Genomic DNA, 23,883 nt, shown 5'->3' with positions numbered 1-23,883 from the left:
CGCTCTTGTATACTATTAGGAGCATCTATAGCCCGTGAGTTTTTAGATGCTCCAGCTGTTATTAGTTGATGGAGCCCAATAATGAGAAAATCCGGTATTGTTTTAATGATTATAACCCTGGCAGCCCTTATCGCCGGCTGCGGCAAAGGTTCAAGTTCGGGCGATGCGAATCAAAAAGCGTATATCGCAAAGCTGCAAGAACAGACGCAGCGCAAGTACAATGATCCGAATATTTCGGACTTTGAAAAGCAGTTTTTACCGCAGTATGCGATAGAAACGCCCGAACCCGAACAGAACTCCAAGATACCGGCGTTTAAAGCGCCCGCGCCGCAATCATCGGCAAAAGATGTCTCGGTTATTCCCGGAGTACGGGCACTTACCGCATACAAAACCTCCTATACGCCTCAATTGACGGCAGAGACCGGCGAGCAAACCAAAGGCGTAGCGGAAACCATCGATCTCCCGCAGAGCGGAGCGCTCACGGTTGCCGATTGGGGACCGAAAGGCAAGATTCCCGCGGCGGTAACCTCGCCGTCCTTTTATGTCGTGTTCTCGCTGCCGGTTAAGGCAATCGGCGCCCTCGGCAAACCGGAAACGGAGTCTCCATACCTATCGATTAGTCCAGCCGTAAAAGGCATATTCCGCTGGTACGGCTCGCGGTACCTTGCTTTTGAACCTGAAGAAAGCCTTAAACCCGGTCAACAATACACGATAACCGTTAAAGACAGCGTACGGGCGCTCAACGGAAAACAAATAGAAGGGAAAAAGCAGTTCACCGTTACCAGCGAAGTGCTCCGAATCACCTATTCTCAGCCCGGCTATATGCTGCGGAAAAACTCCGACCGGTGGATACCCATCAACACCGACAACCTGATTCCGGAAGCGGCAAACGATGTACAGCTCCGCTTCAATTATCCGGTACAGCCTGCCGAACTGCAATCGATTCTTTCCGTATCGGTACAGGAAGCAGGGAAACAAGCAGTTCCATACCGTGCTACCGTTAGCCGCATCGAAGGAGAAAACGACTTTAACGTATTGGTGAATATCAACGGAAAAATCCCCTTTAATGCAACGGTTACCGTAGCGGCAAAGCGTCCGGACGGCTCACTCACCACAGCGCAATACCATACGCTCAAGCCGTTTACCTGTAAAGGCGCATCGGTTTATCATAGCGACTACGGCTATACAAACCCGATAGCACTCCGATTCTCCCATCCGGTGGATAAAAAGACCGTACTCAACAATATTTCCATAAAACCGGCGCTTACATTCGGTGAAAAAAACATCGAAGTGCACAATGCAACATCGTACTATTCAACCGTGCTGATTCACGGCTTGCCGGTCGCACCCCAAGAAACATACACCGTTACCGTACAAAACGGCATAAAGGACACCTACGGCAGAGCTCTTGCCTCCGCTGTATTCTATACGGTTACCGTTCCCGATGCACCGAGTTTTGTGCAATATACCGATACGGGACATCTGATGTTGGAAGCAGCGTATCCGCATAAATATCTGTTTGAATATCAAAATATTCTTTCCCCGTCGAGCTATGCAATCGCAAAAACCGACAACCCGCTTGATCTGGACTCATGGGGAGAGGCATACGACCGTTCAAAGGCAAAGACCTTAGATGCTTCCATACGGAATAAACGGCTGTTTGAACTCGCCGACCTTGACCCCTACCTTGAAAACGGCAAGGGTTTTGTCTGTATCGATTCGGAAGTAACGTTGCCGCCCTATTCTCAGCGAGATAAAAAGCCGCGCGTCAACCGCCAAACCTCGACCGTGCAGGTAACGGACCTCGGCATTACCGTCCGTTCCGCACTCAATAAAACCGTCGTGCTGGTTTCTAAGCTCTCGACAGGGGAACCCGTTGAAGGTGCTTCGGTATACCTATACGACGCGGAAACCGATAAGAATGAAGCGGTCAGCCCCGAAGAAGGTGCACAAAATCCCTTTGCCTCCGGCACCACCGATAAAGAAGGAATTGCCGTCCTTCCCTACGGAAGCAAAAGTATCCGCTTTTTCCGCAATGCAGGGAATTATGCTGCCGTATTTGTAGAAAAAGACGGGGATAAAGCTGTTTTCTATCCGCATACCCACAGCCCGTGGCGCTTCGATGTTCCTGCAGCGTACTATCCGTCGGAAGTTGCTGAAACACATCAGAGGACGTTCCTTTTTTCAGACAGAGGGCTGTATAAACCCGGAGAAACGGTCTCGTTCAGAGGTATCGACCGCACACAAACATTCAATACCTTCGCGCCGTACGAGGGGCAGTACACCGTTACGTTATCGGGTTATTCATCGGAAGGAGATGAGGTAGACGTTGCAGAACAGGAAGGTACCTGTACCGATTCGGGGAGCTTTTGGGGAGCATTCGACTTACCGGAAGATTTAGCGCCCGGCTCCTACAGCCTGACCTACCGGCGGGCTGACGACGATAACAACAACGAAGCACAGGAATGCCCCATCACCGTTGCGTATTTTGAAAAGCTGAAATTTCAGGCGGAAGTAACTATGCCGCAACAGCCGGTCATTATGGGAGATACCATCAAAGCGGCGGTATCCGCCTCGTACCTTTCGGGCGGGGGGCTTGGCAAGGCTGCATACAGCGGAAGTTGGATGCGGCAAGGCGCCTCTTTCAGCCCTCACCATGCGGCATTAAAGGACTATCGGTTCGGAGTATCGGGCTATGGTATCGATCATGTTGCATCGTTTTCCGGAAAACTGTCGAACACGGGTACGGCGGAACTTTCCTGCCAAGCGGCGGCTTCGGAAGGCATTATCGGTCTCCCCTATCGCTACAGTACCGAGGTTTCGATAACCGACATCAGCAATCAGCAAATTTCCGCACGGAATACCGTTATGGTGCATCCGGCAGCGCTCTACATCGGGCTTGCACGGCCTGAAAACCTTACCGGCTTTGCGCAAAAGGGACAAAAGCTCACCTTCCCGTTCATCCTCGCCTCCCCCGACGGCAATCCGCTTGGCGACACCAAACCGGCCGCGGGAGATTTTACCGTTGAGCTGATCAGGGAAAACTGGAAGCTCGTGCAGGAACGCGGTTCGGGCGGCAGCATTTACTCAAACTACGAAAAAGAAAACATCACCGAGCATACGGCAACCGTGAAACCCGCTGCAAAGGGAACGGTGCAGGTAACGCCGAAAAATGCCGGTTCATATATTCTGAGTATGAGCGGAACCGATACCGCAGGGCGCACGTTCAAAACCGATTACCGCTTCTATGTTACCGGATCGGGCGCGAGCTTTTGGGATCGCGATTATGAAGATGCCGTGCGCCTAACACCCGACCAATCGCTGTACAACCCCGGTGACACCGCCCGCATTTTGATGCAAAGCCCGCTCCCTGCGGGAAGATACCTCATCACGGTAGAGCGCGAAGGTATTTTTACGGAAGAAATCCGCGAACTCGACGGAAATACGCAGGTTTTGGAAATTCCCGTCGCAAGCAACTATATTCCCGTGGTGTATGTCGCGGTGTCGTCCTATTCAGTACGGACAAAGGAGCCGCAGCACAAGCACGGTGAACTTGACCTTGATAAGCCGAAAGGCATTTTCGGTATGACGCCGATCTTTGTAAATGCCCGCGTCAAAGCATTCTCCGTCGAACTCGCCGCGGATAAGTCCGTGTACAAGCCCGGAGGGGAAGCAACCGTTACACTGACGGCGACAAGAGGCGGTAAGCCTTTGGCCAATGCGGAACTCACCCTGCTTGCCGTAGACCGTGGCGTCCTCGATTTAATAGATTATCACGTGCCCAATCCGCTCGACTTCTTCTATAATCCCGGCAATTTCCAGCTCGGTGTCATTGGCGGAGATTCCCGCGCGTGGCTGATGGATCCCGTTATGGAAGAAGCGAAAACCCTTGCAGGCGGCGATTCGGACGGCGGGAAAGGGGATGATGAAGCGGAACGCAGCAACTTTAACCCGACCGCGGTGTTCATTCCTATCTTAAAGACGGATTCAAACGGTAAGGTAACGGCAACCTTTAAGCTACCGGATACGCTGACCAGCTACCGGCTTACCGCCGTCGGAGCACATACCGACCTTTTTGCCCTGCACGAAGAAGAGATTACCGTGCAGAACACCGTCAACATTCTGCCGGTTATGCCCCGCCGCCTCCGCGAACGGGATACGACAGAATGCGGCGTCCTCATTTCCAATGTGGATACCCGCGCTCATAGCATTACGATACGCGCCTCTGTCCGTGAACCCGGCTCGCAGGATGATTCCGCTGCCGATGCACAAGGCGGTCAGCAAGGCAGCGCGGGAAATGCCGCCGGTCAAAAAAATGGACAGGGGCAGGATGCCTCTACAGTCGGCATACCGCACCGCGGAGCCGCCTTTATCGACGGGGAGACAACGCATACGGTTACCGTTGCAGGCGGACAGCAGGCGGCGGTCTACTTTGACATTGCAGCGGTAAAGGCGGGCACGGTAGAGGCGGTGTTTACCGTTTCTTCCGATGCGCTCCAAGAAAAACTGATTCAGCCGCTCGTTATCGAACGACCCTTTGTCTTTGAAACCGTAACTTCAACCGGCGCTATCGCAAAAGATGAAAACGAAGCAGCCGAGGGGCTGATCATTCCGTCTATGGCAGATGAAAATACCGGCTCGCTCAGTCTGACGCTGGATTCAAGCGGACTCGGCGCGCTGTCATCAGCTATTGATTACGTATTCGACTATCCGTTCCTCTGCATGGAACAGCAGTCTGCCCGCATTCTACCGCTCGTCCTGTTTGAAAACTACATCGACGTATTCTCGCTTAAAAGTAAGGTGCCGAATGTCCGGCACACGGTCAAAAAAACGATGGCGGCATGGGCGCGGGAACAAACGTCCGAAGGCGGCTTTCCCTACTGGCCGGGCGGCTGGTACACGGACTTTTATGTCAGTTTACGAATTGCGCATATCTGCGCCGCCGCACAGCAGCGCGGATACAGCCAAGATGATATTGCCGTCAATACAAAAAAACTGACCGACTATATTCGCTCGCAGCTGCTTGCAAAGAGGAAAACACTCTCGCCGTACTTACAAGCCTACGCCTGCTTTGTACTGGCAATGAACAACGCCGGTTTTGATGAGAGCATTTTGACGGCAGTTCAAGCACGTGTCATTCCTCAACTGGAAGACTACACCGCGCAGCCGAATGATCTTGCTGCCCTTGCATTGCTGAGCTTAACCTACACGCAGCGGAACCACGCCGGAGATGCAGCGAAGGCGGCGAAGTGCACGGAACGGATTATAAACTCCTGCCGCTTTACCACCCGCAGCGTATCGCTCGCGGTGCCGCCGCAGCAGGGCTACCGATTCTGGTACGGGAACGATCTTTCCCTCGACTTAGCGCTTATTCTGCAGAGCTTAGTAAAAGCTGCGCCCGACCATAGCCGCGAGGATGCGGTACGGGCAGTGCTGTACAGCCTGCTCCAGCGTCAAAAGGGCGGCTATTGGCAAAATACGGCAACTACCGCTCACGTACTGGAAGCAGTGTACGAGTATATTCAGTATGCGCAGCTTGATGCTACCGACCTCACCGCTGCGGCATCGCTGCCCGGCGGAGACCTGCTCACCGCGGCGTTCAAAGGAGCGGCAGCAAAACCTGTTTTCCAAATGTTTTCCTTTAAAGAACAGCCGGTGTCGGGAGCAAAGCGGGATACCCTGCTGCCGCTCCGCTTTACCAAAACCGGTACGGGACAGCTCTACTACACTGCCTCGCTTGCGTATGCACTGCCGCAGGAACGCCAGAAACCGCGCGACGAAGGACTCGGCGTTTCCTGTACTATCCGCGACATCGCCGCAGATAAAATCGTAACACCGAATTCGGAGAACAGCTCGATGATCACCCTCGAAAGCGGCAAAACCTACGAAATGGCAATCCGCCTCTCGTCGGGAAAGGACTATACGTTTGTCGCACTGCGGGCGCCCATTCCGTCAGGCGCGGAAATTTTAGACGCAGCCTTCGTTACTACCGCATCAAACGATTACGAGGAAAAAGATACGGCAGAGTCGTGGACTGATTGGCGGGATCCAAGTAAGCAGCAGATATACGACAACGAAGTTCAGTATTTCTGGAACAGTTGGGACAAAGGCGGCACCACGGTACGCTTTAAGTTCCGCGCAGCCCGCCGCGGTGTATTTCCTTGCCCGCCCGCAACCGCCGAGTGTATGTACGAAAACGAAATCTTCGGACGAAGCAGCGGAGTGCTGTATGTGATTAAGTGATGAGTATGCCGGCAGGACAAACGTATCAAACTGAGTAAATTGCGGAACGGCAATAACCGTGCTATAATACCGGTATGAACTTTTCACGAAAACTGCCGGTCGGCATACAGAGTTTTAAGGTATTACGAGAAGACCACTATCTTTATGTAGACAAAACAGAGTATCTTGCGCGATTAGTAACCGGCGGTCGAGTCTATTTTCTCAGCCGCCCGCGCAGGTTTGGGAAAAGCCTTTTCCTTTCAACACTCGCAGCATATTTTCTTGGCCAAAAAGAACTGTTTAAAGACCTGTATCTTGAAAAAGCCGAGGAAGAACAAGCGGTGTTCGAACAACGGGCAGCATGGGAAGCATATCCGGTATTGTATCTGGATTTTAATACGGGCAACTATATAGAATCTGATGAGCTCGGTATGAATCTGAATAGTCATCTCTGCAAATGGGAAAAACTATATGGGGTTGAACCATCCGAACAAAATTTTGCACTCCGTTTTGCCGGTATTATTACACGAGCCTGCCAACAAACCGGTAAGCAAGTCGTCATCCTCGTGGACGAATACGATAAACCCTTGCTGCAAACCATGGGTGTAAATGAAGAACTGAACGAACACTATCGCAATACCCTTAAAGCATTTTACTCCGTGATTAAAACCTGTGATCAATATATCCGTTTTGCCTTTTTAACTGGGGTAACAAAGTTCAGTAAAATCAGCATTTTCAGCGATTTGAATAATCTCCGCGATATATCGATGGAAAAACAATATGCCGGTCTCTGTGGTATCACACAAACAGAACTTGAAACGAACTTCCAGCCGGACATACAGGTACTTGCCGATGAGCAAAACCTCACGTATCAAGAAGCATTGGCAGCCTTAAAGCAGTGGTATGACGGCTACTTGTTCCACCCTGCAGGAGAAGGGATGTACAATCCCTATAGTGTACTCAGTGCATTAGTCAAAAAAGAAATTAAAAGCTACTGGTTCAGCACGGGAACTCCGACATTTTTAGTTAATTACCTCAAAGAAGCACACTATTATATTCCCGACCTGGATGGAAATGTTGAGTTGGATGAAGAAGGCTTACAAACGTATCGGGCTGTTGCACAAGATACATTACCGATTCTGTTTCAAGCAGGGTATTTGACGATTAAAGAATACATCAGCGATCTGAGGCTGTATCGGCTTGGTTTTCCGAATGATGAGGTACGGTACGGCTTTTTGCATAATCTTTTACCGGCATACTCTGATGTACCGTTCGGGCAAACAGGGGTATGGGTAGGACGCTTTGTACAAGATATCCGCAAGGGCAATGTGGATGAGTTTATGGAACGGATGCAGTCGATTATCTCAAGCATACCGTATGATAACTTCACCGAAGAAAACATGAAGCTGCGGGAACAAAACTATCAAACGGCAGTGTATTTAGTCTTTGCGCTGATGGGACAGTTTGTACAGACAGAGGTGCACTGCTATAGCAGAACTGCCACGGATGGCGGTGGTTCCATGCAACAGCGATGTTTCGGCGGTGCCGAAACTCGCAGCCAAAACTATACACGGATGTATAGTTTTGGCGTTGCGGACGCCGTGGTTATTACTGTCGATACTGTTTACATCTTCGAGTTTAAGCTCACCGGTAACGGCAGTGCGGAAGACGCACTCAATCAGATAAAAGAGAAAGAATATGCAGCAAAATATCAGGTAGACGATAAGAAGATTGTGCTGATTGGAAGTTCTTTTGACGAAGATGCACGCACGATAAGAGACTGGCAGATAGCTAATGGGTAATGATCGGTAATAGGTTACAAATGAGTGATCGAATTAAAAACGCGGATGAACTTGAATTTGCGATATTCTGTATAGAGAACCTTGCTATCCGCTTAAAAACGGATGCCGAGCATATCTATACGGCGCTCGCAGAGTCGAACAGTTTTCTCTATGACTATATTGTTGCGCATTATGATGTACTGCATACTCAAGATAAGGAATACATCATCAATGATATACTTGAGGCGATGGATCAATGCGGGATAAAAGTATAATCGTGTATCACGGCTCTGATGGGATTATTGCTCAGCCTGACATCGAGCACTCGCGGCTTAGAGTGGATTTCGGCAAGGGATTTTATACCACACCGTTTTATGAGCAAGCAAAAAAGTGGTGCGAAAAATATACAACGCGGCGGAAAAACGGGATCATCTCATTCTACGAACTTGATGTGTCTGTTTATAAAGAATGCGCTGTTCTCTCTTTTGAAGCCTATACCGAAGCATGGCTTGATTTTATTTTGAAATGCAGAGCCGGTACTATGCCAAGTGATTATAATCGATATGATATAATTGAAGGCGGAATTGCAAATGATAAGGTATTTAATACGGTGGAACTTTTTTTTGACGGATTGATTGATAAAGCAGAAGCGCTAAAACGGCTGCAACACGAAAAACCGAATTGGCAGATATGCTTTAAAACACAGTCCATTATTGATACGTACTTACAGTACAAAGGATTTAAGAGCGTATGTTAGCCCATCCGGTTTTGCTGCAAAAAAAATATGCACGGGTTATCGCTCTGTATGCCGAAAAAGAGCATATCGGTTTAGATGCAGCCTTACAAAAATTCTATCATTCGGTAACATATAAATTGATGAAAAACGGCATTTCCGATATGCATTGCATGAGCGACGACTATCTTACGGAAGAATTGCAGGCGGAAGATATACAAAAGAAGTAGTGAGCCGGTTACCTTGCATCCATACAATTATCCTGCACATATCAACATGCAAAAAAGTTTTGGTATGGAGCGATACCCGTCCATCGTTCCACTACTGCAACTGATGCTTCCCCGTCGGTGAAAGAGTACACCGCTGCCCATGGATGGTGATAAGCATGCTCCCCGATGTTCTTGTTTCTCGTCCGCAGTACACGCAACGCATACCATCGGAAATGATGACGTGTTTTTCGGTAGGACTTGTCTTGCACATTTGCCCGAAAGAACTTATCAACATCATTCCCGATATTCTGACCTCATGTCCGCAATACCGGCACTTCATGGTAATGCCTCAGTCATTTTTATGCCTCCTATTTTTAACCGCTACTCAAGTTGTTTTTTATATCCCCTTTCAATTATTTTTCTTATATCCTTGTGCACGCAATTCATCCAAGAGCGTATGGTTAGGATAAAATTCACTGAGTTCGTCGAATGCCCGTTGAAAATACAGTTTGCTTTTTTTGATTTCGCCGGTCTTTTCCAAGCAATCGGCATACTGATAGAGATTCATACCGTCTATCCAGCCCGCATTGATGGCAAATTCAAATCGCGGAATAGCAAGATCATAGCGTTTTACATTATAAGCGGTCTGTGCTGCTCTAAGAGCAAGCGCAACGCGCGGTCGCAATTGTTCTTGTTCCCGTATTTTCAATGTTCTTGCGTCCGGCGGGGAACTGTCTTCGAGTGTGCAGGAAGAGAAAAATAGTCCGATAAAAATACACCAGCTCAATACATAAAAAAATTTTTTTCTACTCATTATAAAACTCCAGAAGTATCAATCAATATAAATTTGCAATTTCTGTAAAATATTCATCGGCAATACAATATATCCGTGCTGTTTCATCACGCTGATAGTCTTCTAGTGCTTTTTTCCCAACATTGTTTTTGCGTGATGAAATTATCAATGCTCCTATGAGTAATGCTATTATGATACTTACTTGAATAGAGGTACTAAATTCTAAAAAGAAAAAGTGAAAACTAAATAACGGATAAAAGAGTGCTGTACTGCCGAATGATTCCAGCCATTTATCGCCTGCAAATATGTTAAATATGATAAAAATAACAACTAGCACAAGAAGAAAAGAAATACCGCCTAATACGGATCGCATCAATTTTGATCTGTCTTTAAAAGGTGGAGGCAATTCTAAAAAGGGACTATTAGGATCTAAGCGTATTAGGTCACAGCTCTTATCGCCTGCTACAAAAACAAGTTCATCTTTATATCGCAGTATTAACTCTTTCAATAATACTTGTTGCCCATAAATAGTATGGTATCTTTCAAGTTTATCGAATAATCGAAGAAGAAAGATATAAAATTCGTTTTGATATTGAACGACCCTATCGCCGCTTACAAACCAGTCAATTAATTTATTCATGAATCCGTTTGCATTCGAGATGAGATTATAAAACATTTCGGCACCTAAGCTATCATCAAGCAAGACGGTTCCTGTTTTTATTTTTATCAATGCGATAGCAGAATCCGATACAAGATTACAGGCACTTTTCAAAAGGGAGATTCCTTGTTCACTCCAGCGATCCCCTTCCCAACATAATTTTGCATGTAAAAAGAATACCATGCTGTTTGTCATTATTGCAGCGCATCGTTGATACTCTTCTTTTTCTTGCCAACTTCTCGCTTTCTGTATTGCCATTTTTAAAGAGTCGATCATCAAATCATAAAGACTTATTGAAAGTCCCGGGCTGTTAATAACACCCAATACTTGCAGCTGCGCATTTAAGGCATATGCAAGTGCGCTGTCGCTTGATTCTTGATCGCGTAATTCTGTTAGTACGTAGGATAAATTATCGACGGTTCTATTCCCGTTGAGTGCAAGCATTGTATCATCTCTATTCATTGTTTTTTCTCCTTCTATTTACGCTGTCGTAAAATTGTTCTCGATATTTTTTCAAACTCTTAAATTCTTCGTAATCGTTTTTTTTCTTTCTCGCTTTTCCGATAGATGTTTCTAAAGGTGACAATCATAAATATACGAGATGCAGGAATACTGATGAGAAATAGTATTACAAATATCGGAGATTCGAACCATGAAAGAATCCATAGTATAAAATCCATATAATCCTCCTAATATGTTGTGTAAAAACCTTTTAGTTCCCTGTCCTATTTTTATTCACGCTGTCTTTAAACCGATCCCGTATCGTCTTAATGGTAAAAGCTACGGCGGCTAGGATAGCAATTAGATCATCCATAAACCCCACAACCGGCATAATATCCGGGACGATGTCGAACGGCCAGATAAGATAGATAAACGCTAAAATATCGGCCGCTATACAACAAATCATCTTCAACATAAAAATTTTCCCTTTAATTAATTTTTATCGTGCCATCTTCCAACGCGCGAGCAAGGCGACCGATAAGATTTTTCTTTAAACCGGAAGAATCAAGTCCGTGCTCTTCAAGCAACGCGCGTATTTCGCCAATGGTCATTGCTTCGGTTATATCCCGCGCAATTTCTACATAGTCGATTTCTTCTTCCTCGCTACCGGTGGCGGGAACTGAAACTGAGGTAACAGCTGCCGCAACAGGTTGAGTAACCGGAATAGCTTGTACAGCATTACCGGCAGTATCTTGTGCAGCGGCAGCACCACTATCGTTGTTTGTAGGTGCCGGTCTTTCGGGTAATGCAATAACCGGAGTTGTAGAGGGAGCAGCGGACGCGGATGCTGTGCTGCCGAAGGGGTTTTCAAACGCTTGTTCCATTTCGCTCAAATGCTCTTTTAAAAAACTCAGAGTACGGTTTTGCAATAGTGCGGCGACGACGTAAAACAGTTGCTCAATTGCAGCAACGCATACATCGCCGGATTCTTCCAGTGCACCAGGAATCGCATCAAGTTGTTCATACGTCCATCCTTCTTTAATAAGCCCCGCACCGTTATCATTTTGAGCCCACTTATAAACGTATATATAGGCCGAAAAATCATCCAACGCTTTAAACACCGATTGCATTTCAGCGGCGAATTCTTTTTCCAGCCAGTGGATATTCGGTAAGAGCCATGCATCGGGATTAACATACCGTCCAGGAAACAGTTCAGCAGCTTTCCGGCAAAACATTTCTATAAAAGCATTATGGTTTTCCCTGAAAAAACTTTCCAACAGGTAAAGCGCAAGACGGACTTTAAGTTTTCCGAATCGAGCGGAATAGAAAATATCGTCAGAATAAAAATGCGCATAGGGTGATAGCACTTCATAGCTATAATACCATCGCCGTAAAAGAGCATAAACATAATCAGACGCGGTTGTAAATGAAGCTCTGCTTTCATTACTCCAGTCCAACAGCCTGTTATATACAAGCCCTGCCAGCTGTTCTCTTTTCTTTTTATTGTCTGAAACATCATCACCGTACTTATTCAGTAGAAGTTTGACGTTGATAATATCCATATACACGTTGATACCGGGTGATACGGCTTCTAGAGTCTTATGCTTTTCACCGGTAGGGAGAGCCGGAATCTGACGATTATATTGCGAAGAGGAATATTCATCTTCGGCCATTTCATAATCCGTATAATCGGCGCTAACCGTTTCATCCCGATTATTTTTTACTTCCTCCTTTGCTTCTTCATAAATTTCTTTCATATTCATATCGGAAGCGATATCGTTTGCCATGTTTTTTAACGTATCAATATCAACGCTGGTAGGATCAACCCCAGCGGAAAATATATTGGTCAATATCTTTAAATAGACGATACCGGAAGCTAAAGTCAGCGCATAACAAACGCCCCCTGCTATTGCCGATGCAGCAATATTTCCTAATCCCGGAATAAATGAAAAAACGGCATTCAGTACTAAAGAGCCTACCAGATAACCGGCAAGATTGGTGGCAATACCGGACGCTAAAGTTTTGAGAATACTTTTTGAAAACGTAAGGCCTATTTTACTGTTAATACGGCCGTACATTGTCCATATAAAACCGGCTGCAATTGCTGTTGCAGCGGCCCCTCCCGCACCGGGAACCCAGCCAGCTGCAACTCCGGCCGCAGCGGCTCCCTTTGAATGAAATTTGATAATATCCGCAATCTCCTGCGGCGTGCATGAATCAACACTACGATCCAAGTGTCGCATAGTAGTTAATAATTTTTGTGCAGCCATTACTATATCAATCATTTTTAGTTCCTTTGTGTAATCGTTCTTATTTCATATAACTGGAAACCTCTAAAAAACTGAGATTTTTAGAGGTTCCTAACTGTGCACTCAAGGTAGCGAGATTACGGCCGCTAACCTTAGTGCAGTACTATTTTTTATTCGTGTTCTTTGTATTTCTCATTGCCTCTTTTCGTTGCCGCTCTAGCATTGACCTCTCTATAGTATTTTGTAAGTTTTGTGCTACATGGGGATGCTTTTGAACATAGTCCACAGTCTTTTTAAGTCCTCCAAATAACAGGTCAAGAATACTATCCATAATTAAAACTCCTTTTTCGTAAGCCCTTTATGCTTACGAATATCAAATATATATAATCGTTCTTTTTTTCAATGAACGAACGATTCACAATGAACAACAAGGAATGAATATCTTTGTTTATTCTTTGGCTGCAAGTTTTTGCGCTTAAACACGTTTTTCCTAGCATTACCACCTTCCATGGCAGCAGGCAGTGTAACGATTTTTGCCGTTAGCCTTTTAAAAATAGGCGGTGTAGATACGAGGCGCGAGCACAAATTAACCGCAGGCGTATCTTTGATACGTTGAGGATTAATTTGTGCGCAGCAACGAAGTAGATGCCCGCGTATTTTTAAAAGGAGACTACTGCTTTGCACAAGCAATAATTTTATACTTCTTCGTAGCCGTCGGCGGATGCGCTGCCATAAATTTTTGACGCGCTTCCATCGTGGAGTTGGCGCCTACCGATAAACTCGCGTTTCCGGTAATCTTTCCGTTTTGAATGGTCTGGACGACCAGCTTGTACGTATTCATCAAACTACCTCCCCAAAAAATTCCCTCACCCTTACGGGATTGGCTTAGTGTCGTCGTATTCTTTCATTTTTTCACCAGGAAAATAACAACAGTCGCCAATCCCTTTATCGATGAGCCCTCCTATATAAGAACGGTATCCTGATGGAACATATACCATTTTTACACAGCTATCATAATTAGACTCTTTTGCTTTACGACCAAATGCAGATCCCCAGACTGTCTTTATCGTTCTAGGAAGATATATTGTTAAAGAGCGGCAATTCTCAAATGCTTGGCTATCAATACATTTAACATTTTGTGGTAACCGAACTTCTTCCAATGAATAACAGCCATAGAATGCATTTTCACCGATAGTTGTTAATGCATTTGCGGCTCCACCTTGCAGGGTAACTTTCTTCAGCTTTGTGCATCCTTTGCACATAGATTGTTCAATTGTTATTACGGTTCGAGGAAGCACGACTTCTGTTAGTTCGGTACAACTGGAAAAGGTATATCCTACGATAGTGGTAACCGGTACCCCATACATACTTTCAGGAATAACGATTCGTCCTTTTAATATTTCATTTTTCCGGGATTCATTTCCTTTATAAAAAAGTCCTCCATGCTCATTTACCCCAAAATACGGCAAGGTCGCACTTTTAAAATACGCCTTTACATACCGGTCGCCGGTTACCGTATAGGTTGCAGTTACCTCGCTTGAGGCAGTGGTAAGCCCTTCCCAGTGGTCAAATGCATAGCCATCCTCCGGTACGGCAGTAAAGGTAACGGTGGAGCCGTAAGGCGCTGTGCCTCCGGTTGAAAGGTTATCTGAATCTCCTTCAACCCTTGCGGAAATTGAACCGCCCTCGCTTGCATCAAATGTAATGGTGCATTGCCGTTTTACAAAGGCAACAGAAACAGTTACGTCCTGTGTGATAATCAATTCAACAGCGCCCGTTCCGACTGCTGCATCGGTGCCAGTCCACGCGCCGACTGTGTACCCTTCTGCACTCTTCGGGTTTGCGATAAACCGTACTTTTGTACCGGCTTTTACCTTCTCGTTGTTGGTTAAAGTCTTACCGTTCGCTGTTGCGGTGAGCGTGCCGCCCTCCGCGCCGGAAACTTGCAAGGTAACCGTGTAATATACTTCTGCCGGAGTGATTTTCGGCTTACAACCGGTAATACCGATCATCATCATACCGATAGCGACACACAATCGAAGCAGCGATGCTTGTTTTAAGAATTTCATTTTTCCCTCCAGAGATAAAAAAGATTACAATATGTCATAGCCGTAAAGCGCTTGCCGGTTTGCGGTTTGAACTTACAGCATAGGTGTGTGCGATGATACTGTTGCGTTTGAGTGATTCTGAACGGAATCCATTTAAGAATCTGATGTACGAAGAGGATCAGCCCGATAATCTCAACACTATACCGCTGATAGCGGATAGTACAGAAAAAAAAGCCCTGCACGTGGGTATCTATAAAGAATTCTGTACATATAGCACGTATATCGGAGAAGAGAATATTAATAATAAAATCGTATAAGTTGTTACTATATAATGATTTATATAATTTTATGGGGGGGGGTATGGAAAAGAGGCTCGTGAGCGAATGATAGGCTATGTGTCATGGAGAACCTCCTTTTCAAAATAAACTATGAAATAATGTAGTAATTATAATCCCTGTAATAAAGCGCTGTCAAGCAAATTTTTATGTGTATCAAATTTTCATGTGTGTAGTAACAAAGGGTATTCAAGCCAGCCGCAACAACCTCATCAAAGTTGATCAAGGATAGCAATTATCTTAAGTTTGGGTTACACTGATTTAGGTCTGTAATTTCTTTTGCGGTATTGTTCTTTCTTTCTAATCTAACCATACCACGAATTACAAACTTTTAACACTCCTTACTTTATCTTGGATAGATGTGATGAAAACTGAAAAGACACTTATTGGAACAAAACGGTTTTGGTTTTTAATGTGGGGCTTAGGTCTTGCGGGGCAGTTATGCTGGAATATCGAAAATCAATGGTTTAATACCTTTGTGTATGCAAAGATCGCTAAAGATTCCTCTATCGTAACGCTCATGGTTATTACCAGCGCTTTGGTCACAACATTCTCAACCTTCATATTCGGGACACTGTCGGATAGAATAGGTTCGAGAAGAAGATTTATCTCTATAGGCTACATCGTATGGGGATTGACGACGATTCTGTTCGGTCTTACAGAATTTGTAGGACACGGACAGGTCGGAACCGGAGCAAAGGCTTCAATCTGGGCAGCAGTCCTTGTTATTTTAGCCGATGATGTTATGAGCTTTTTCGGCTCTATGGGAAACGATTCGGGATACAACGCATGGAGCAACGACATGACTACCGATAAAAACCGTGGTCAAGTCGGAGCCGTGCTCGCAATTCAACCGATAATCGGCACCATCGTCGGCACCGTATTGGGCGGTTTGCTCATCGGCAGCGAAAATAACTATCAGCGGTTATTTTGGTCTATGGGTATCTTTGTCATCCTTGCAGGACTTCTCTCTCTTCTTCTATTAGAAGATTCTCCCGGCTTAAAACCTTGCAAAACCGGTTCATTTTGGGAGCAATTGAGCTCGATCTTTAAAGCGGAAGGATTTTTTTCTCAAAAAGAATTGATGCTTGCGTGTATTACAACGGCACTGTTCTTTGTTTCGTTCAATGTTTATTTTGTCCACATGGGAAACTGGATGATTTACCGTATGGGCTTTAACGCTGAGAGCATGGGCATTATTCAAGGATTAAGTTTAGTTGCTGCGTCCCTGCTGGTGATTCCTGCAATCGGGATTATCAATAAGAGGCATACTCCGCAGCTTGCCTGTTTTGCAATTATTCTGAATATCGTCGGCTTATGCATTTTATCGCTCTTTGCAAAGCCCGCAGCTTTTAACACGGAAACGGTATTCTGCATGCAAAACATTCCGCTGTTCTTTTCCGTTTTCCTTGCAGGTGCAGGACAAATTCTCGTTACGCAATCGATGACCATCTGGGTTAAAGAACTCTATCCCGAAACCGCACGAGGTCAGTTTGAAGGTATCCGTATTCTCTTTTTCGTCCTCACCCCGATGATTATCGGAACCGTGATAGGCAACATCATTGTTAAAAACGGAGCAGGCTCCATCGCGAATGAATTCGGAATCATCGAAAATATTCCCGCAGAATCCATCTATCTGTGGGGAGCAATTCTAGCGGTAACGGCGCTTTTCCCGCTCTTTTTCGCATCGAAAATGTATAACCGGCGCAGAAACGATCGCCTTACCATCGAGACAATAACATGAGAAAAAACAAACCGATAAAACCTTTACTCACACCGTGGGGTGAAGCGCTCGACAAACAAAAGCCCTTAAACGATTACCCCCGTCCTCAGTTGGCGCGGAAAGAATGGCAATGCTTAAACGGAGCATGGGACTACGCGATAACCGCCGATAAACAGATGCCTAAAATATGGGATGGAGAAATAATCGTACCGTTCTCTCCGGAAACAATCCTGTCAAACGTACAGCGGCAGTTGCTTCCGGGGGAGACGCTATGGTACCGAAAAACGTTCAACTTTGAACAATGCAAACCGGAGGAGCGGCTCCTGTTACATTTCGGAGCGGTAGATCAATACTGTACCGTCTATGTCAACGGTAAAGAAGCAGGTTCCCATTCGGGGGGATACTGGCCGTTCTCTTTTGACATCAGCAATTTTTTAAACGGTGATACAACGGAAATCATCATTGCAGTTACCGATGATACCGATACCGGTGATGAGGCCTACGGTAAGCAAACCTTAAACCGAGGAGAGATTTGGTACACGGGGCAAAGCGGTATTTGGCAAACCGTATGGTGCGAAAAAGTTCCCGACACTCATATCGAAAAGCTGACCATAACGCCTCATTATCAAACCGGTGAAGTTGAAATTTCGGTCTTTATTACCGGGGCCGATGCCGGCGGAAACAATGTAAACTCTTCGCATCGCCTTGATGATATATATGTTAAACGTGATGATGATATACGCATTAAAATATTTGACTCCGGTTCTGTAATTGCGGAAGACACACTCACAACCAATCCGCTGCGGATAAAAATGCCTGCCGATTTTAAGAGTTGGAGTCCCGAACATCCTTTCCTCTATGATGTGGAAATCCGTGCAGGAGAGGATACGGTAACTTCATACTTCGGTATGCGGGAATTCGGAATCATCAACGGCAAACACGGTTCCGTTCTCAGTCTAAACGGAGCGCCGATCTTTCATCACGGACTCTTGGATCAGGGATATTGGAGCGACGGAATGTATACGCCGCCTTCCGACGAGGCGATGATTTGGGAAATTAAAAAACTGAAAGATATGGGTTTTAATATGCTGAGGAAGCATATTAAAATAGAACCGCTCCGCTGGTACTACCATTGCGATAGGCTCGGAATGCTTGTCTGGCAGGATTTTGTCAGCGGCGGCGATCCGTATAAACCGTTGGTCGTTCAATATGCACCGTGGCTCGGCTTCAATTTTAACGATACAAAAAACCGCTATGCCCTCCACGGACGCAAAAGCGAAAAGGGGCGGAACATATTTTTACGCGATGCCGAATGTACCATCGATTTACTGTACAATACGGTAAGCCTTTCGGTATGGGTTCCTTTTAATGAAGGATGGGGGCAATTCGAAGCAGCCTCAATGGCGGAATACGTCCATAAAAAAGATCCTACGAGGCTCATCGATCATGCAAGCGGCTATTTTGATCAAGAGGCCGGAGATTTCCACAGCTATCACATTTATTTTAAGTCCTTCTGCCCGAAACCCGATCCGTTGAACCGGATCTTAGCCTTAACCGAATTCGGAGGCTTCAGCTTAGCTGTGAACGGTCATACCTCCTCCGATATTTTATACGGTTATAAAATCTTCAAAGATACGCAATCTTTAAACGGCGGTATCCGGAACCTCTATGAAACCGATGTATATCCGGCGATGGAAAAGGGATTGAGCGCTTCAATTTATACTCAAGTAAGCGATGTTGAAGATGAGGTAAACGGTATTTTTACTTACGACAGGAAAGAAACAAAATTGGATATGGACTTGAGCTTAAAAATTGCCGAAACATTACATGAACTTTTCAAAAAAAACTGTGCCGATAAGTAAAGGCCGTGTACGGGCAGCAGCACGATCTACGTGATTAAGTGATAGGTATGGCGATATCCCGGCAAGTTGAAATATCGCTTTTGTTCTAACCACCGCCTCCATGCCGGATGTATTAGCTGTCAAAGTTTCTTTCGAAGATTCGCGTATCAACGTGTGCGTTTGCGTCGTACTAGACATTTAGCAGGTGTTTCACTATTATCGTAACGATTATCAATTCAAGTTATAGGAGCTTTTTATGGAAAATTTAATCGGAAAAAAGATTATTGATTTTACTTTGCCTGCCTATTGCAAGGGAAAGTTTACGACTGTGTCGAGTAAATCGTTGTTGGGTAATTGGGCTGTGTTTATGTTTTATCCCGCAGACTTTACATTTGTGTGTCCTACCGAGTTGGCCGATTTGGGTAAGCTGTATTCGGAATTCCAGGAGATTGGATGTAGAGTCTTTTCTGTTTCTACCGACAGCGAATTTGTGCATAAGGCATGGGCTGATGCGAGCGCGACAATCGGTGGCCTCCCTTATGAAATGATTGCTGATAAAGCCGGTATTTTTGCATCTTCTTTAGGCATCCTTGTACCTGAAACATGGGTTGCGCTCCGCGGCTCTTTTGTCGTCGATCCCGACGGTATCATTAAAGCTTATGAGGTACACGACACGAGTATCGGTCGCGATGCTTCCGAATTGCTGCGCAAGGTTCAGGCTGCTCAGTTTACTGCAGCACACGGTGATCAGGTATGCCCTGCCAAATGGCGCCCCGGCGAAAAAACGCTGTATCCTTCTATCGACTTAGTTGGGAAAATCTAAAACCCGTTGCTGGGCTGGCAAACCTCTAAAAACTCAGCGGTTTTTAGAGGTTTTTTATGGGAACCTCTAAAAACTTCAGTTTTTTAGAGGTTTTCCTTAGATTTACTTGCGATGTTTTAATTTAAGTCATTATAGTATAAAGACTTAAATTAAAACTCGTCGGGCATCTCTAAAAATCTAACCGAGTTTTTAGAGATGCCCTATATATAACGGGTGGTGACCATTCAATTCACCTGCACTGTCAGCTTTAATGCGAATGGTAGGTGTTCATTATCCGGGGGCTTGAAAAAGGAAAAAACCCTGTAGGCAAAAGGAGGAAAAAATCCTACAGGGCAACTGTAAAGGAGGTACATTGAATACTCTTTGATAGTACGTATCGCAATATACACCACTTAAACAGACAAAAAAAGAAAGGTTACATATTTACAAAAAATTATGAAAATATTAGGGTACGGTATGCAATTACTTTTTTCCTTTTCGAATACTATGAACAGGCTTAAACATTTTCCCCGGATGCGTTTTTCACGCCTTCTCTTTTTAGGCGTTTTTTTTGTAATAGGAGGATTATCTCCGCTGTATTCCGAAATCTTCCGTTTCAACTTTAGGGATGGAGATACCTACCGGATCAATTCTACCGTTACTGAAGATGTGTACTTGAACGGGCAATTTGCGCATCAGGCTTATATCACCAACCGTGTTACCGTGGAAGTGTCGGATGTTCAACCGGCATCAAACGGAAAGCCTTCCTCCGCGCTTCATACCTGTACTTTTATGACAAGCGAGCAAAACAGCAACAGGACGTTCTCGTGGGGACGCGAATATCCGAGCGTATTCCGCCGAGATGAATTCGGTATTTACACCATTGATGAACAGTATTTTATGCCGGTGGTTCGGGATGTTCCGGTTTTTCTTCAGCATGATGTAAAGAAAGGTGAAAGTTGGCGGCACTCTGCAAGCGAAGCTCACGATCTGCGGGATAACTTTAATATTCAAACCCCCTTTGTCGTTCCCGTCGATGTTACGTACACATATCAAGGTCCTACCCAGCGTGAAGGAAAAACCTATCAATTAATAGAAGTAAATTATGATCTTTATTATGATATTCCATTAAAAAATATTCAAAATAAAAGAAACGGAAGTGCAACATTGCCGATGCTGTATCCTGTCCGCACCATGGGCTATTCAAAACAGCGACTCTATTGGGATAGTAATGCAGGTATTCTTCCCTATTATGATGAAGTATTTACCATAATGATGGAGTTAAACACGGGGGCGGTAATAGAATATCGCGGTACCGCAAAGGCCGAAATTACGATGTTGCAGCGTATGAATAAAGAGGAAATAGCAGGAGTACTGGATAAAAACATCCGTGATATGGGGATTTCGAATACTACCGTAGAAAAAACCGATGAAGGAATTACCATCAGTCTTGAAAATATCCAATTTGAACCTGATTCTGCACGTCTTCTTCCAGCCGAAAAAGAAAAGATTGAAAAAATAGGAAAGTTATTGGGTGCATACCCTGATTATGAACTATTGATTTCGGGGCATACGGCATTAGCAGGTACGGCTGAAGCGAGGCAGATACTGTCTGAGCAGCGGGCAGCGGCTGTTGCAAATTATCTGGTAGAACTTGGGGTGAGAGAGCAGCATCATATTTTTACGCGCGGTTTCGGCGCAGAAAAACCGATTGCACCTAATACTACGGAAGCGAACCGAGCACGAAACCGCCGTGTTGAAATCACCGTGCTAGAAAAATAGCCGATATTTTCCGCACTGTCCTGTCGTTTAAGATTGTAATATCTGATTGAGTAGATCGCCTGCAAGCATAATGCCGGCTGCGGCGGGTACCCATGAAACCGAGCTTGGCGGACGGCTGCGGACAGCGGGAACTTCCTTGGAATATAGTACCCGCAGCTTTTTTACTCCCCGTTTTTTTAGCAGTCCGCGCATGGTTTTACACAAGGGACAAACAGCAGTATCGTAAATGTCGGCAAATTGAAATAAATCTGCGCGGAGCTTATTCCCGCAACCCATTGCCGCTATGATTGGAATGCCGCGGTTTTCCGCCCCTGCCGCCAGTGCGACTTTAAGCGAAATCGTATCAACCGCATCGACAATACAATCGATGTCGGATAAGAAAGGTAAAAAGGAAAGAGAGCCGTCCGCATCGGGGAGAATGTGCTGCACGATCTGATGAACTGTACACGCCGGGTTTATATCGGCGATTCGCGCGGCAGCAGCAGCGGTTTTGTACTGTCCGATGGTAGATGTAAGCGCATAGAGCTGCCGGTTAAGGTTTGAAGGGCTTACCGTATCGCCGTCAACGAGATACAGTGTTCCGACGCCGGCGCGTGCAAGGGCTTCGACCGTATACCCGCCAACACCGCCGATACCGAATACTGCAACCCGCAATTTACGAAGCCGGTTAACACCTTCCGCCCCGATAAGCGCTTTGCTCCGGATAAACAGCGGGTCAGGCTCGTCATGTACAGCCGTGCCGATATTGTGTGCATCGTAGATGCCGTGCGTGGCACTCTTGATATCAGATTCGAACAAGGCTTAGCGAATTTTGAATAGAACTGCAAATACGGCAAGCGTAATCAGCAGTTGTAAAATAAGGAACTTTATCAGTACCTGCGTGGATGACCATTGAAGGTTTTTCCGCATGTGGTCATGGAGCGGGAACCGGATATTCCTAAAAATACGGATATGAAAAAAGCGTAATAACGCCACTTTAACAAGGCCTGTGCCGCCGTTCAGGAGAATCATCCCGCTGGTCATTAACAGTAAAAAGGGATTGCCCGAAATAATGACCAATACGCCGATAAAAAAGCCGAGCGCACGGGAACCTGCATCTCCCATCATCACCTTGCTTGGATAGGCATTATGCCACAGATATCCCATCAGTACGCCGGAAAGACTAAAGCAAATGAGTGCCCACTGCGCGCCGTCTACCCGATGCGGAATGAGCAGATATTCCGAAACTTTTACGTTCCCGATAATAAAATAGAAAACCATACCAAGCGAAATAAGCGCCATCAAAATGAGGGTTCCGGAAAGTCCGTCTACTCCATCGGTGCAGTTCGTTGTATTGATGGAAAACCATAAAATTAAAACGGAGACCGTAAAAAATATGGCAGGATGTACCGCGATACTTTGACTCATAAACGGAATCCAGTAAGAAATGGAATCGTCAAAATACCAATGAAAGAGTACTGCCGCAGTAATCAGCGACAACAGTAAATCCAATGCACCTTTTCGGTATTCTCCCCACGGATTAACCGACCGGTCGTCAAGATAGCCGGTGAGCATCACCAACCATGTTAAAACCAGTACCGCTATTTGCGTACCCGAAGGCATGATCAGCAGGAAAATCATAACGACAAAAATCGTAATAAATACGACCCCGCCGCCGGTCGGTTTTCCTTTTGCTGCCTCAGGAGAAATACCGAATTCTTTTCCTCTGTCTTTCGGCAAACGGCCATAAAAGCGCGGTAAAATGAATACCGTTAAAAAAAAGCCTACATAAAATGAAATTGAAATAAGTACGAGATATGATTGTAAAAGCCGCATGGGGCCGTAGAATGAAGAAAGAAGCCCCGATAAATAAAAAAGCATTGGAACAGTATATACAGCCCATATAAAAAAAACAACCCTTAGCTTGCTCCAGGATAAACACATGAGCCGAATTTCTGTCATAGAGAGTGGCGGTCCTACATAGTTGCAGAATAAGCAAGACTGATGCTTTTTGAACAGCCTTTCCGTAAGCCTTTTGAAAATAGCCTGTCCAGAAGTGTACATCCGTGTACACTTCTGGACGCGAGTTTTTGCGGAGCAAAAACGCCGCCGTTGTGTGAAACTACGGACATCCCTGTCCGTTCTGAAACTACAAGGCGCCTAGCAAATTCCAACCGGAGGCGTATCTTTGATACGTTGAGGATTTTCAGTAGCGGCAGGGATGCCGCTGGTTATATCAGAAGCGATGTTTCAGCGTCAGCTGAAACTCGCTGCCAAAAGTGTACAA

General features: G+C 45.6%; 20 protein-coding genes. 10 read left to right on the top strand and 10 right to left on the bottom strand.

Annotated elements, in window-relative coordinates; genetic code table 11:
- Window positions 1-81 precede the first annotated feature (81 nt).
- The 5 genes from GWP43_RS08185 to GWP43_RS08165 all read left to right on the top strand — a co-directional run bounded on the left by GWP43_RS08185 (window position 82) and on the right by GWP43_RS08165 (window position 8,966).
- On the top strand, window positions 82-6,243 hold the full coding sequence (locus GWP43_RS08185) for an alpha-2-macroglobulin family protein (protein ID WP_162663755.1): 6,162 nt from the start codon (window positions 82-84) through the stop codon (window positions 6,241-6,243).
- A 74-nt stretch (window positions 6,244-6,317) separates the two neighbouring features.
- Window positions 6,318-8,024, top strand: a complete 1,707-nt coding sequence (locus GWP43_RS08180; RefSeq protein WP_162663754.1) for an ATP-binding protein — start codon at window positions 6,318-6,320, stop codon at window positions 8,022-8,024.
- Between the two features lie 20 nt (window positions 8,025-8,044).
- A complete protein-coding gene (locus tag GWP43_RS08175) occupies window positions 8,045-8,278 on the top strand; it encodes a DUF3791 domain-containing protein (protein WP_230977614.1) in 234 nt (77 codons plus the stop codon).
- Window positions 8,260-8,760 (top strand): DUF3990 domain-containing protein, encoded by a 501-nt coding sequence (locus tag GWP43_RS08170; protein WP_203232394.1) that lies wholly within the window; start codon window positions 8,260-8,262, stop codon window positions 8,758-8,760. The genes GWP43_RS08175 and GWP43_RS08170 overlap by 19 nt, the downstream gene beginning before the upstream one ends.
- A complete protein-coding gene (locus tag GWP43_RS08165; RefSeq protein WP_162663752.1) occupies window positions 8,754-8,966 on the top strand; it encodes a DUF3791 domain-containing protein in 213 nt (70 codons plus the stop codon). Before GWP43_RS08170 ends, GWP43_RS08165 begins: the two co-directional genes overlap by 7 nt.
- Window positions 8,967-9,057: 91 nt before the next feature.
- Here GWP43_RS08165 and GWP43_RS08160 read toward each other — a convergent pair whose 3' ends face one another.
- The 8 genes from GWP43_RS08160 to GWP43_RS08125 all read right to left on the bottom strand — a co-directional run bounded on the left by GWP43_RS08160 (window position 9,058) and on the right by GWP43_RS08125 (window position 15,155).
- Window positions 9,058-9,243: a hypothetical protein gene (locus GWP43_RS08160; RefSeq protein WP_230977613.1), complete on the bottom strand. Its 186-nt coding sequence runs from the start codon at window positions 9,241-9,243 to the stop codon at window positions 9,058-9,060.
- Between the two features lie 111 nt (window positions 9,244-9,354).
- A complete protein-coding gene (locus GWP43_RS08155) occupies window positions 9,355-9,759 on the bottom strand; it encodes a hypothetical protein (protein WP_162663750.1) in 405 nt (134 codons plus the stop codon).
- A 22-nt stretch (window positions 9,760-9,781) separates the two neighbouring features.
- On the bottom strand, window positions 9,782-10,858 hold the full coding sequence (locus tag GWP43_RS08150; protein WP_162663749.1) for a hypothetical protein: 1,077 nt from the start codon (window positions 10,856-10,858) through the stop codon (window positions 9,782-9,784).
- 250 nt (window positions 10,859-11,108) lie between these two features.
- Entirely contained in the window at window positions 11,109-11,312 is a 204-nt protein-coding gene (locus tag GWP43_RS08145; protein WP_162663748.1) for a YkvA family protein, read from the bottom strand.
- A gap of 13 nt (window positions 11,313-11,325) precedes the next feature.
- A complete protein-coding gene (locus tag GWP43_RS08140) occupies window positions 11,326-13,122 on the bottom strand; it encodes an SAP domain-containing protein (protein WP_162663747.1) in 1,797 nt (598 codons plus the stop codon).
- A gap of 127 nt (window positions 13,123-13,249) precedes the next feature.
- Window positions 13,250-13,417 (bottom strand): hypothetical protein, encoded by a 168-nt coding sequence (locus GWP43_RS08135; RefSeq protein ID WP_162663746.1) that lies wholly within the window; start codon window positions 13,415-13,417, stop codon window positions 13,250-13,252.
- A 339-nt stretch (window positions 13,418-13,756) separates the two neighbouring features.
- A complete protein-coding gene (locus tag GWP43_RS08130) occupies window positions 13,757-13,927 on the bottom strand; it encodes a hypothetical protein (RefSeq protein ID WP_162663745.1) in 171 nt (56 codons plus the stop codon).
- A gap of 31 nt (window positions 13,928-13,958) precedes the next feature.
- The gene (locus GWP43_RS08125) at window positions 13,959-15,155 is read right to left on the bottom strand and encodes a leucine-rich repeat protein (RefSeq protein ID WP_162663744.1); all 1,197 of its coding nucleotides are present in this window, start codon (window positions 15,153-15,155) and stop codon (window positions 13,959-13,961) included.
- 92 nt (window positions 15,156-15,247) lie between these two features.
- On the opposite strand from GWP43_RS08125, the gene GWP43_RS08120 reads away from it, so the two are divergent.
- The 5 genes from GWP43_RS08120 to GWP43_RS08100 all read left to right on the top strand — a co-directional run bounded on the left by GWP43_RS08120 (window position 15,248) and on the right by GWP43_RS08100 (window position 21,617).
- Window positions 15,248-15,451: a hypothetical protein gene (locus GWP43_RS08120; protein ID WP_162663743.1), complete on the top strand. Its 204-nt coding sequence runs from the start codon at window positions 15,248-15,250 to the stop codon at window positions 15,449-15,451.
- Between the two features lie 382 nt (window positions 15,452-15,833).
- Window positions 15,834-17,213: an MFS transporter gene (locus tag GWP43_RS08115; protein ID WP_162663742.1), complete on the top strand. Its 1,380-nt coding sequence runs from the start codon at window positions 15,834-15,836 to the stop codon at window positions 17,211-17,213.
- Window positions 17,210-19,054, top strand: coding sequence for a glycoside hydrolase family 2 protein (locus GWP43_RS08110; protein ID WP_162663741.1), 1,845 nt, complete (start codon window positions 17,210-17,212; stop codon window positions 19,052-19,054). Before GWP43_RS08115 ends, GWP43_RS08110 begins: the two co-directional genes overlap by 4 nt.
- A gap of 235 nt (window positions 19,055-19,289) precedes the next feature.
- Complete coding sequence (locus tag GWP43_RS08105; RefSeq protein WP_162663740.1) at window positions 19,290-19,856, top strand: redoxin domain-containing protein; 567 nt, start codon at window positions 19,290-19,292, stop codon at window positions 19,854-19,856.
- A 456-nt stretch (window positions 19,857-20,312) separates the two neighbouring features.
- Complete coding sequence (locus tag GWP43_RS08100; RefSeq protein WP_162663739.1) at window positions 20,313-21,617, top strand: OmpA family protein; 1,305 nt, start codon at window positions 20,313-20,315, stop codon at window positions 21,615-21,617.
- 27 nt (window positions 21,618-21,644) lie between these two features.
- On the opposite strand, the gene GWP43_RS08095 is transcribed toward GWP43_RS08100, so the two are convergent.
- Together GWP43_RS08095 and GWP43_RS08090 are read right to left on the bottom strand one after the other, a co-directional pair.
- Entirely contained in the window at window positions 21,645-22,415 is a 771-nt protein-coding gene (locus tag GWP43_RS08095) for a tRNA threonylcarbamoyladenosine dehydratase (RefSeq protein WP_230977612.1), read from the bottom strand.
- Window positions 22,416-22,418: 3 nt separating this feature from the next.
- Window positions 22,419-23,477, bottom strand: coding sequence for a phospho-N-acetylmuramoyl-pentapeptide-transferase (locus GWP43_RS08090; RefSeq protein ID WP_162663738.1), 1,059 nt, complete (start codon window positions 23,475-23,477; stop codon window positions 22,419-22,421).
- Between the last annotated feature and the right edge of the window lie 406 nt (window positions 23,478-23,883).

Source organism: Treponema vincentii (genome assembly GCF_010365865.1).
Lineage (GTDB): Bacteria > Spirochaetota > Spirochaetia > Treponematales > Treponemataceae > Treponema.
The sequence above is the reverse complement of the archived record's forward strand: the minus strand, read 5'-3'. Positions and strand labels throughout refer to the sequence as shown.

Coding starts and splice junctions, on each gene's coding strand:
- GWP43_RS08185 (WP_162663755.1), top strand. CDS start 82: ATGAGAAAATCCGGTATTGTTTTAATGATTATAACCCTGGCAGCCCTT.
- GWP43_RS08160 (WP_230977613.1), bottom strand. CDS start 9,243: ATGATGTTGATAAGTTCTTTCGGGCAAATGTGCAAGACAAGTCCTACC.
- GWP43_RS08125 (WP_162663744.1), bottom strand. CDS start 15,155: ATGAAATTCTTAAAACAAGCATCGCTGCTTCGATTGTGTGTCGCTATC.
- GWP43_RS08140 (WP_162663747.1), bottom strand. CDS start 13,122: ATGATTGATATAGTAATGGCTGCACAAAAATTATTAACTACTATGCGA.
- GWP43_RS08170 (WP_203232394.1), top strand. CDS start 8,260: ATGCGGGATAAAAGTATAATCGTGTATCACGGCTCTGATGGGATTATT.
- GWP43_RS08110 (WP_162663741.1), top strand. CDS start 17,210: ATGAGAAAAAACAAACCGATAAAACCTTTACTCACACCGTGGGGTGAA.
- GWP43_RS08135 (WP_162663746.1), bottom strand. CDS start 13,417: ATGGATAGTATTCTTGACCTGTTATTTGGAGGACTTAAAAAGACTGTG.
- GWP43_RS08175 (WP_230977614.1), top strand. CDS start 8,045: ATGAGTGATCGAATTAAAAACGCGGATGAACTTGAATTTGCGATATTC.
- GWP43_RS08180 (WP_162663754.1), top strand. CDS start 6,318: ATGAACTTTTCACGAAAACTGCCGGTCGGCATACAGAGTTTTAAGGTA.
- GWP43_RS08165 (WP_162663752.1), top strand. CDS start 8,754: ATGTTAGCCCATCCGGTTTTGCTGCAAAAAAAATATGCACGGGTTATC.
- GWP43_RS08115 (WP_162663742.1), top strand. CDS start 15,834: ATGAAAACTGAAAAGACACTTATTGGAACAAAACGGTTTTGGTTTTTA.
- GWP43_RS08100 (WP_162663739.1), top strand. CDS start 20,313: ATGCAATTACTTTTTTCCTTTTCGAATACTATGAACAGGCTTAAACAT.
- GWP43_RS08155 (WP_162663750.1), bottom strand. CDS start 9,759: ATGAGTAGAAAAAAATTTTTTTATGTATTGAGCTGGTGTATTTTTATC.
- GWP43_RS08120 (WP_162663743.1), top strand. CDS start 15,248: ATGATACTGTTGCGTTTGAGTGATTCTGAACGGAATCCATTTAAGAAT.
- GWP43_RS08130 (WP_162663745.1), bottom strand. CDS start 13,927: ATGAATACGTACAAGCTGGTCGTCCAGACCATTCAAAACGGAAAGATT.
- GWP43_RS08090 (WP_162663738.1), bottom strand. CDS start 23,477: ATGCTTTTTTATTTATCGGGGCTTCTTTCTTCATTCTACGGCCCCATG.
- GWP43_RS08105 (WP_162663740.1), top strand. CDS start 19,290: ATGGAAAATTTAATCGGAAAAAAGATTATTGATTTTACTTTGCCTGCC.
- GWP43_RS08150 (WP_162663749.1), bottom strand. CDS start 10,858: ATGAATAGAGATGATACAATGCTTGCACTCAACGGGAATAGAACCGTC.
- GWP43_RS08145 (WP_162663748.1), bottom strand. CDS start 11,312: ATGTTGAAGATGATTTGTTGTATAGCGGCCGATATTTTAGCGTTTATC.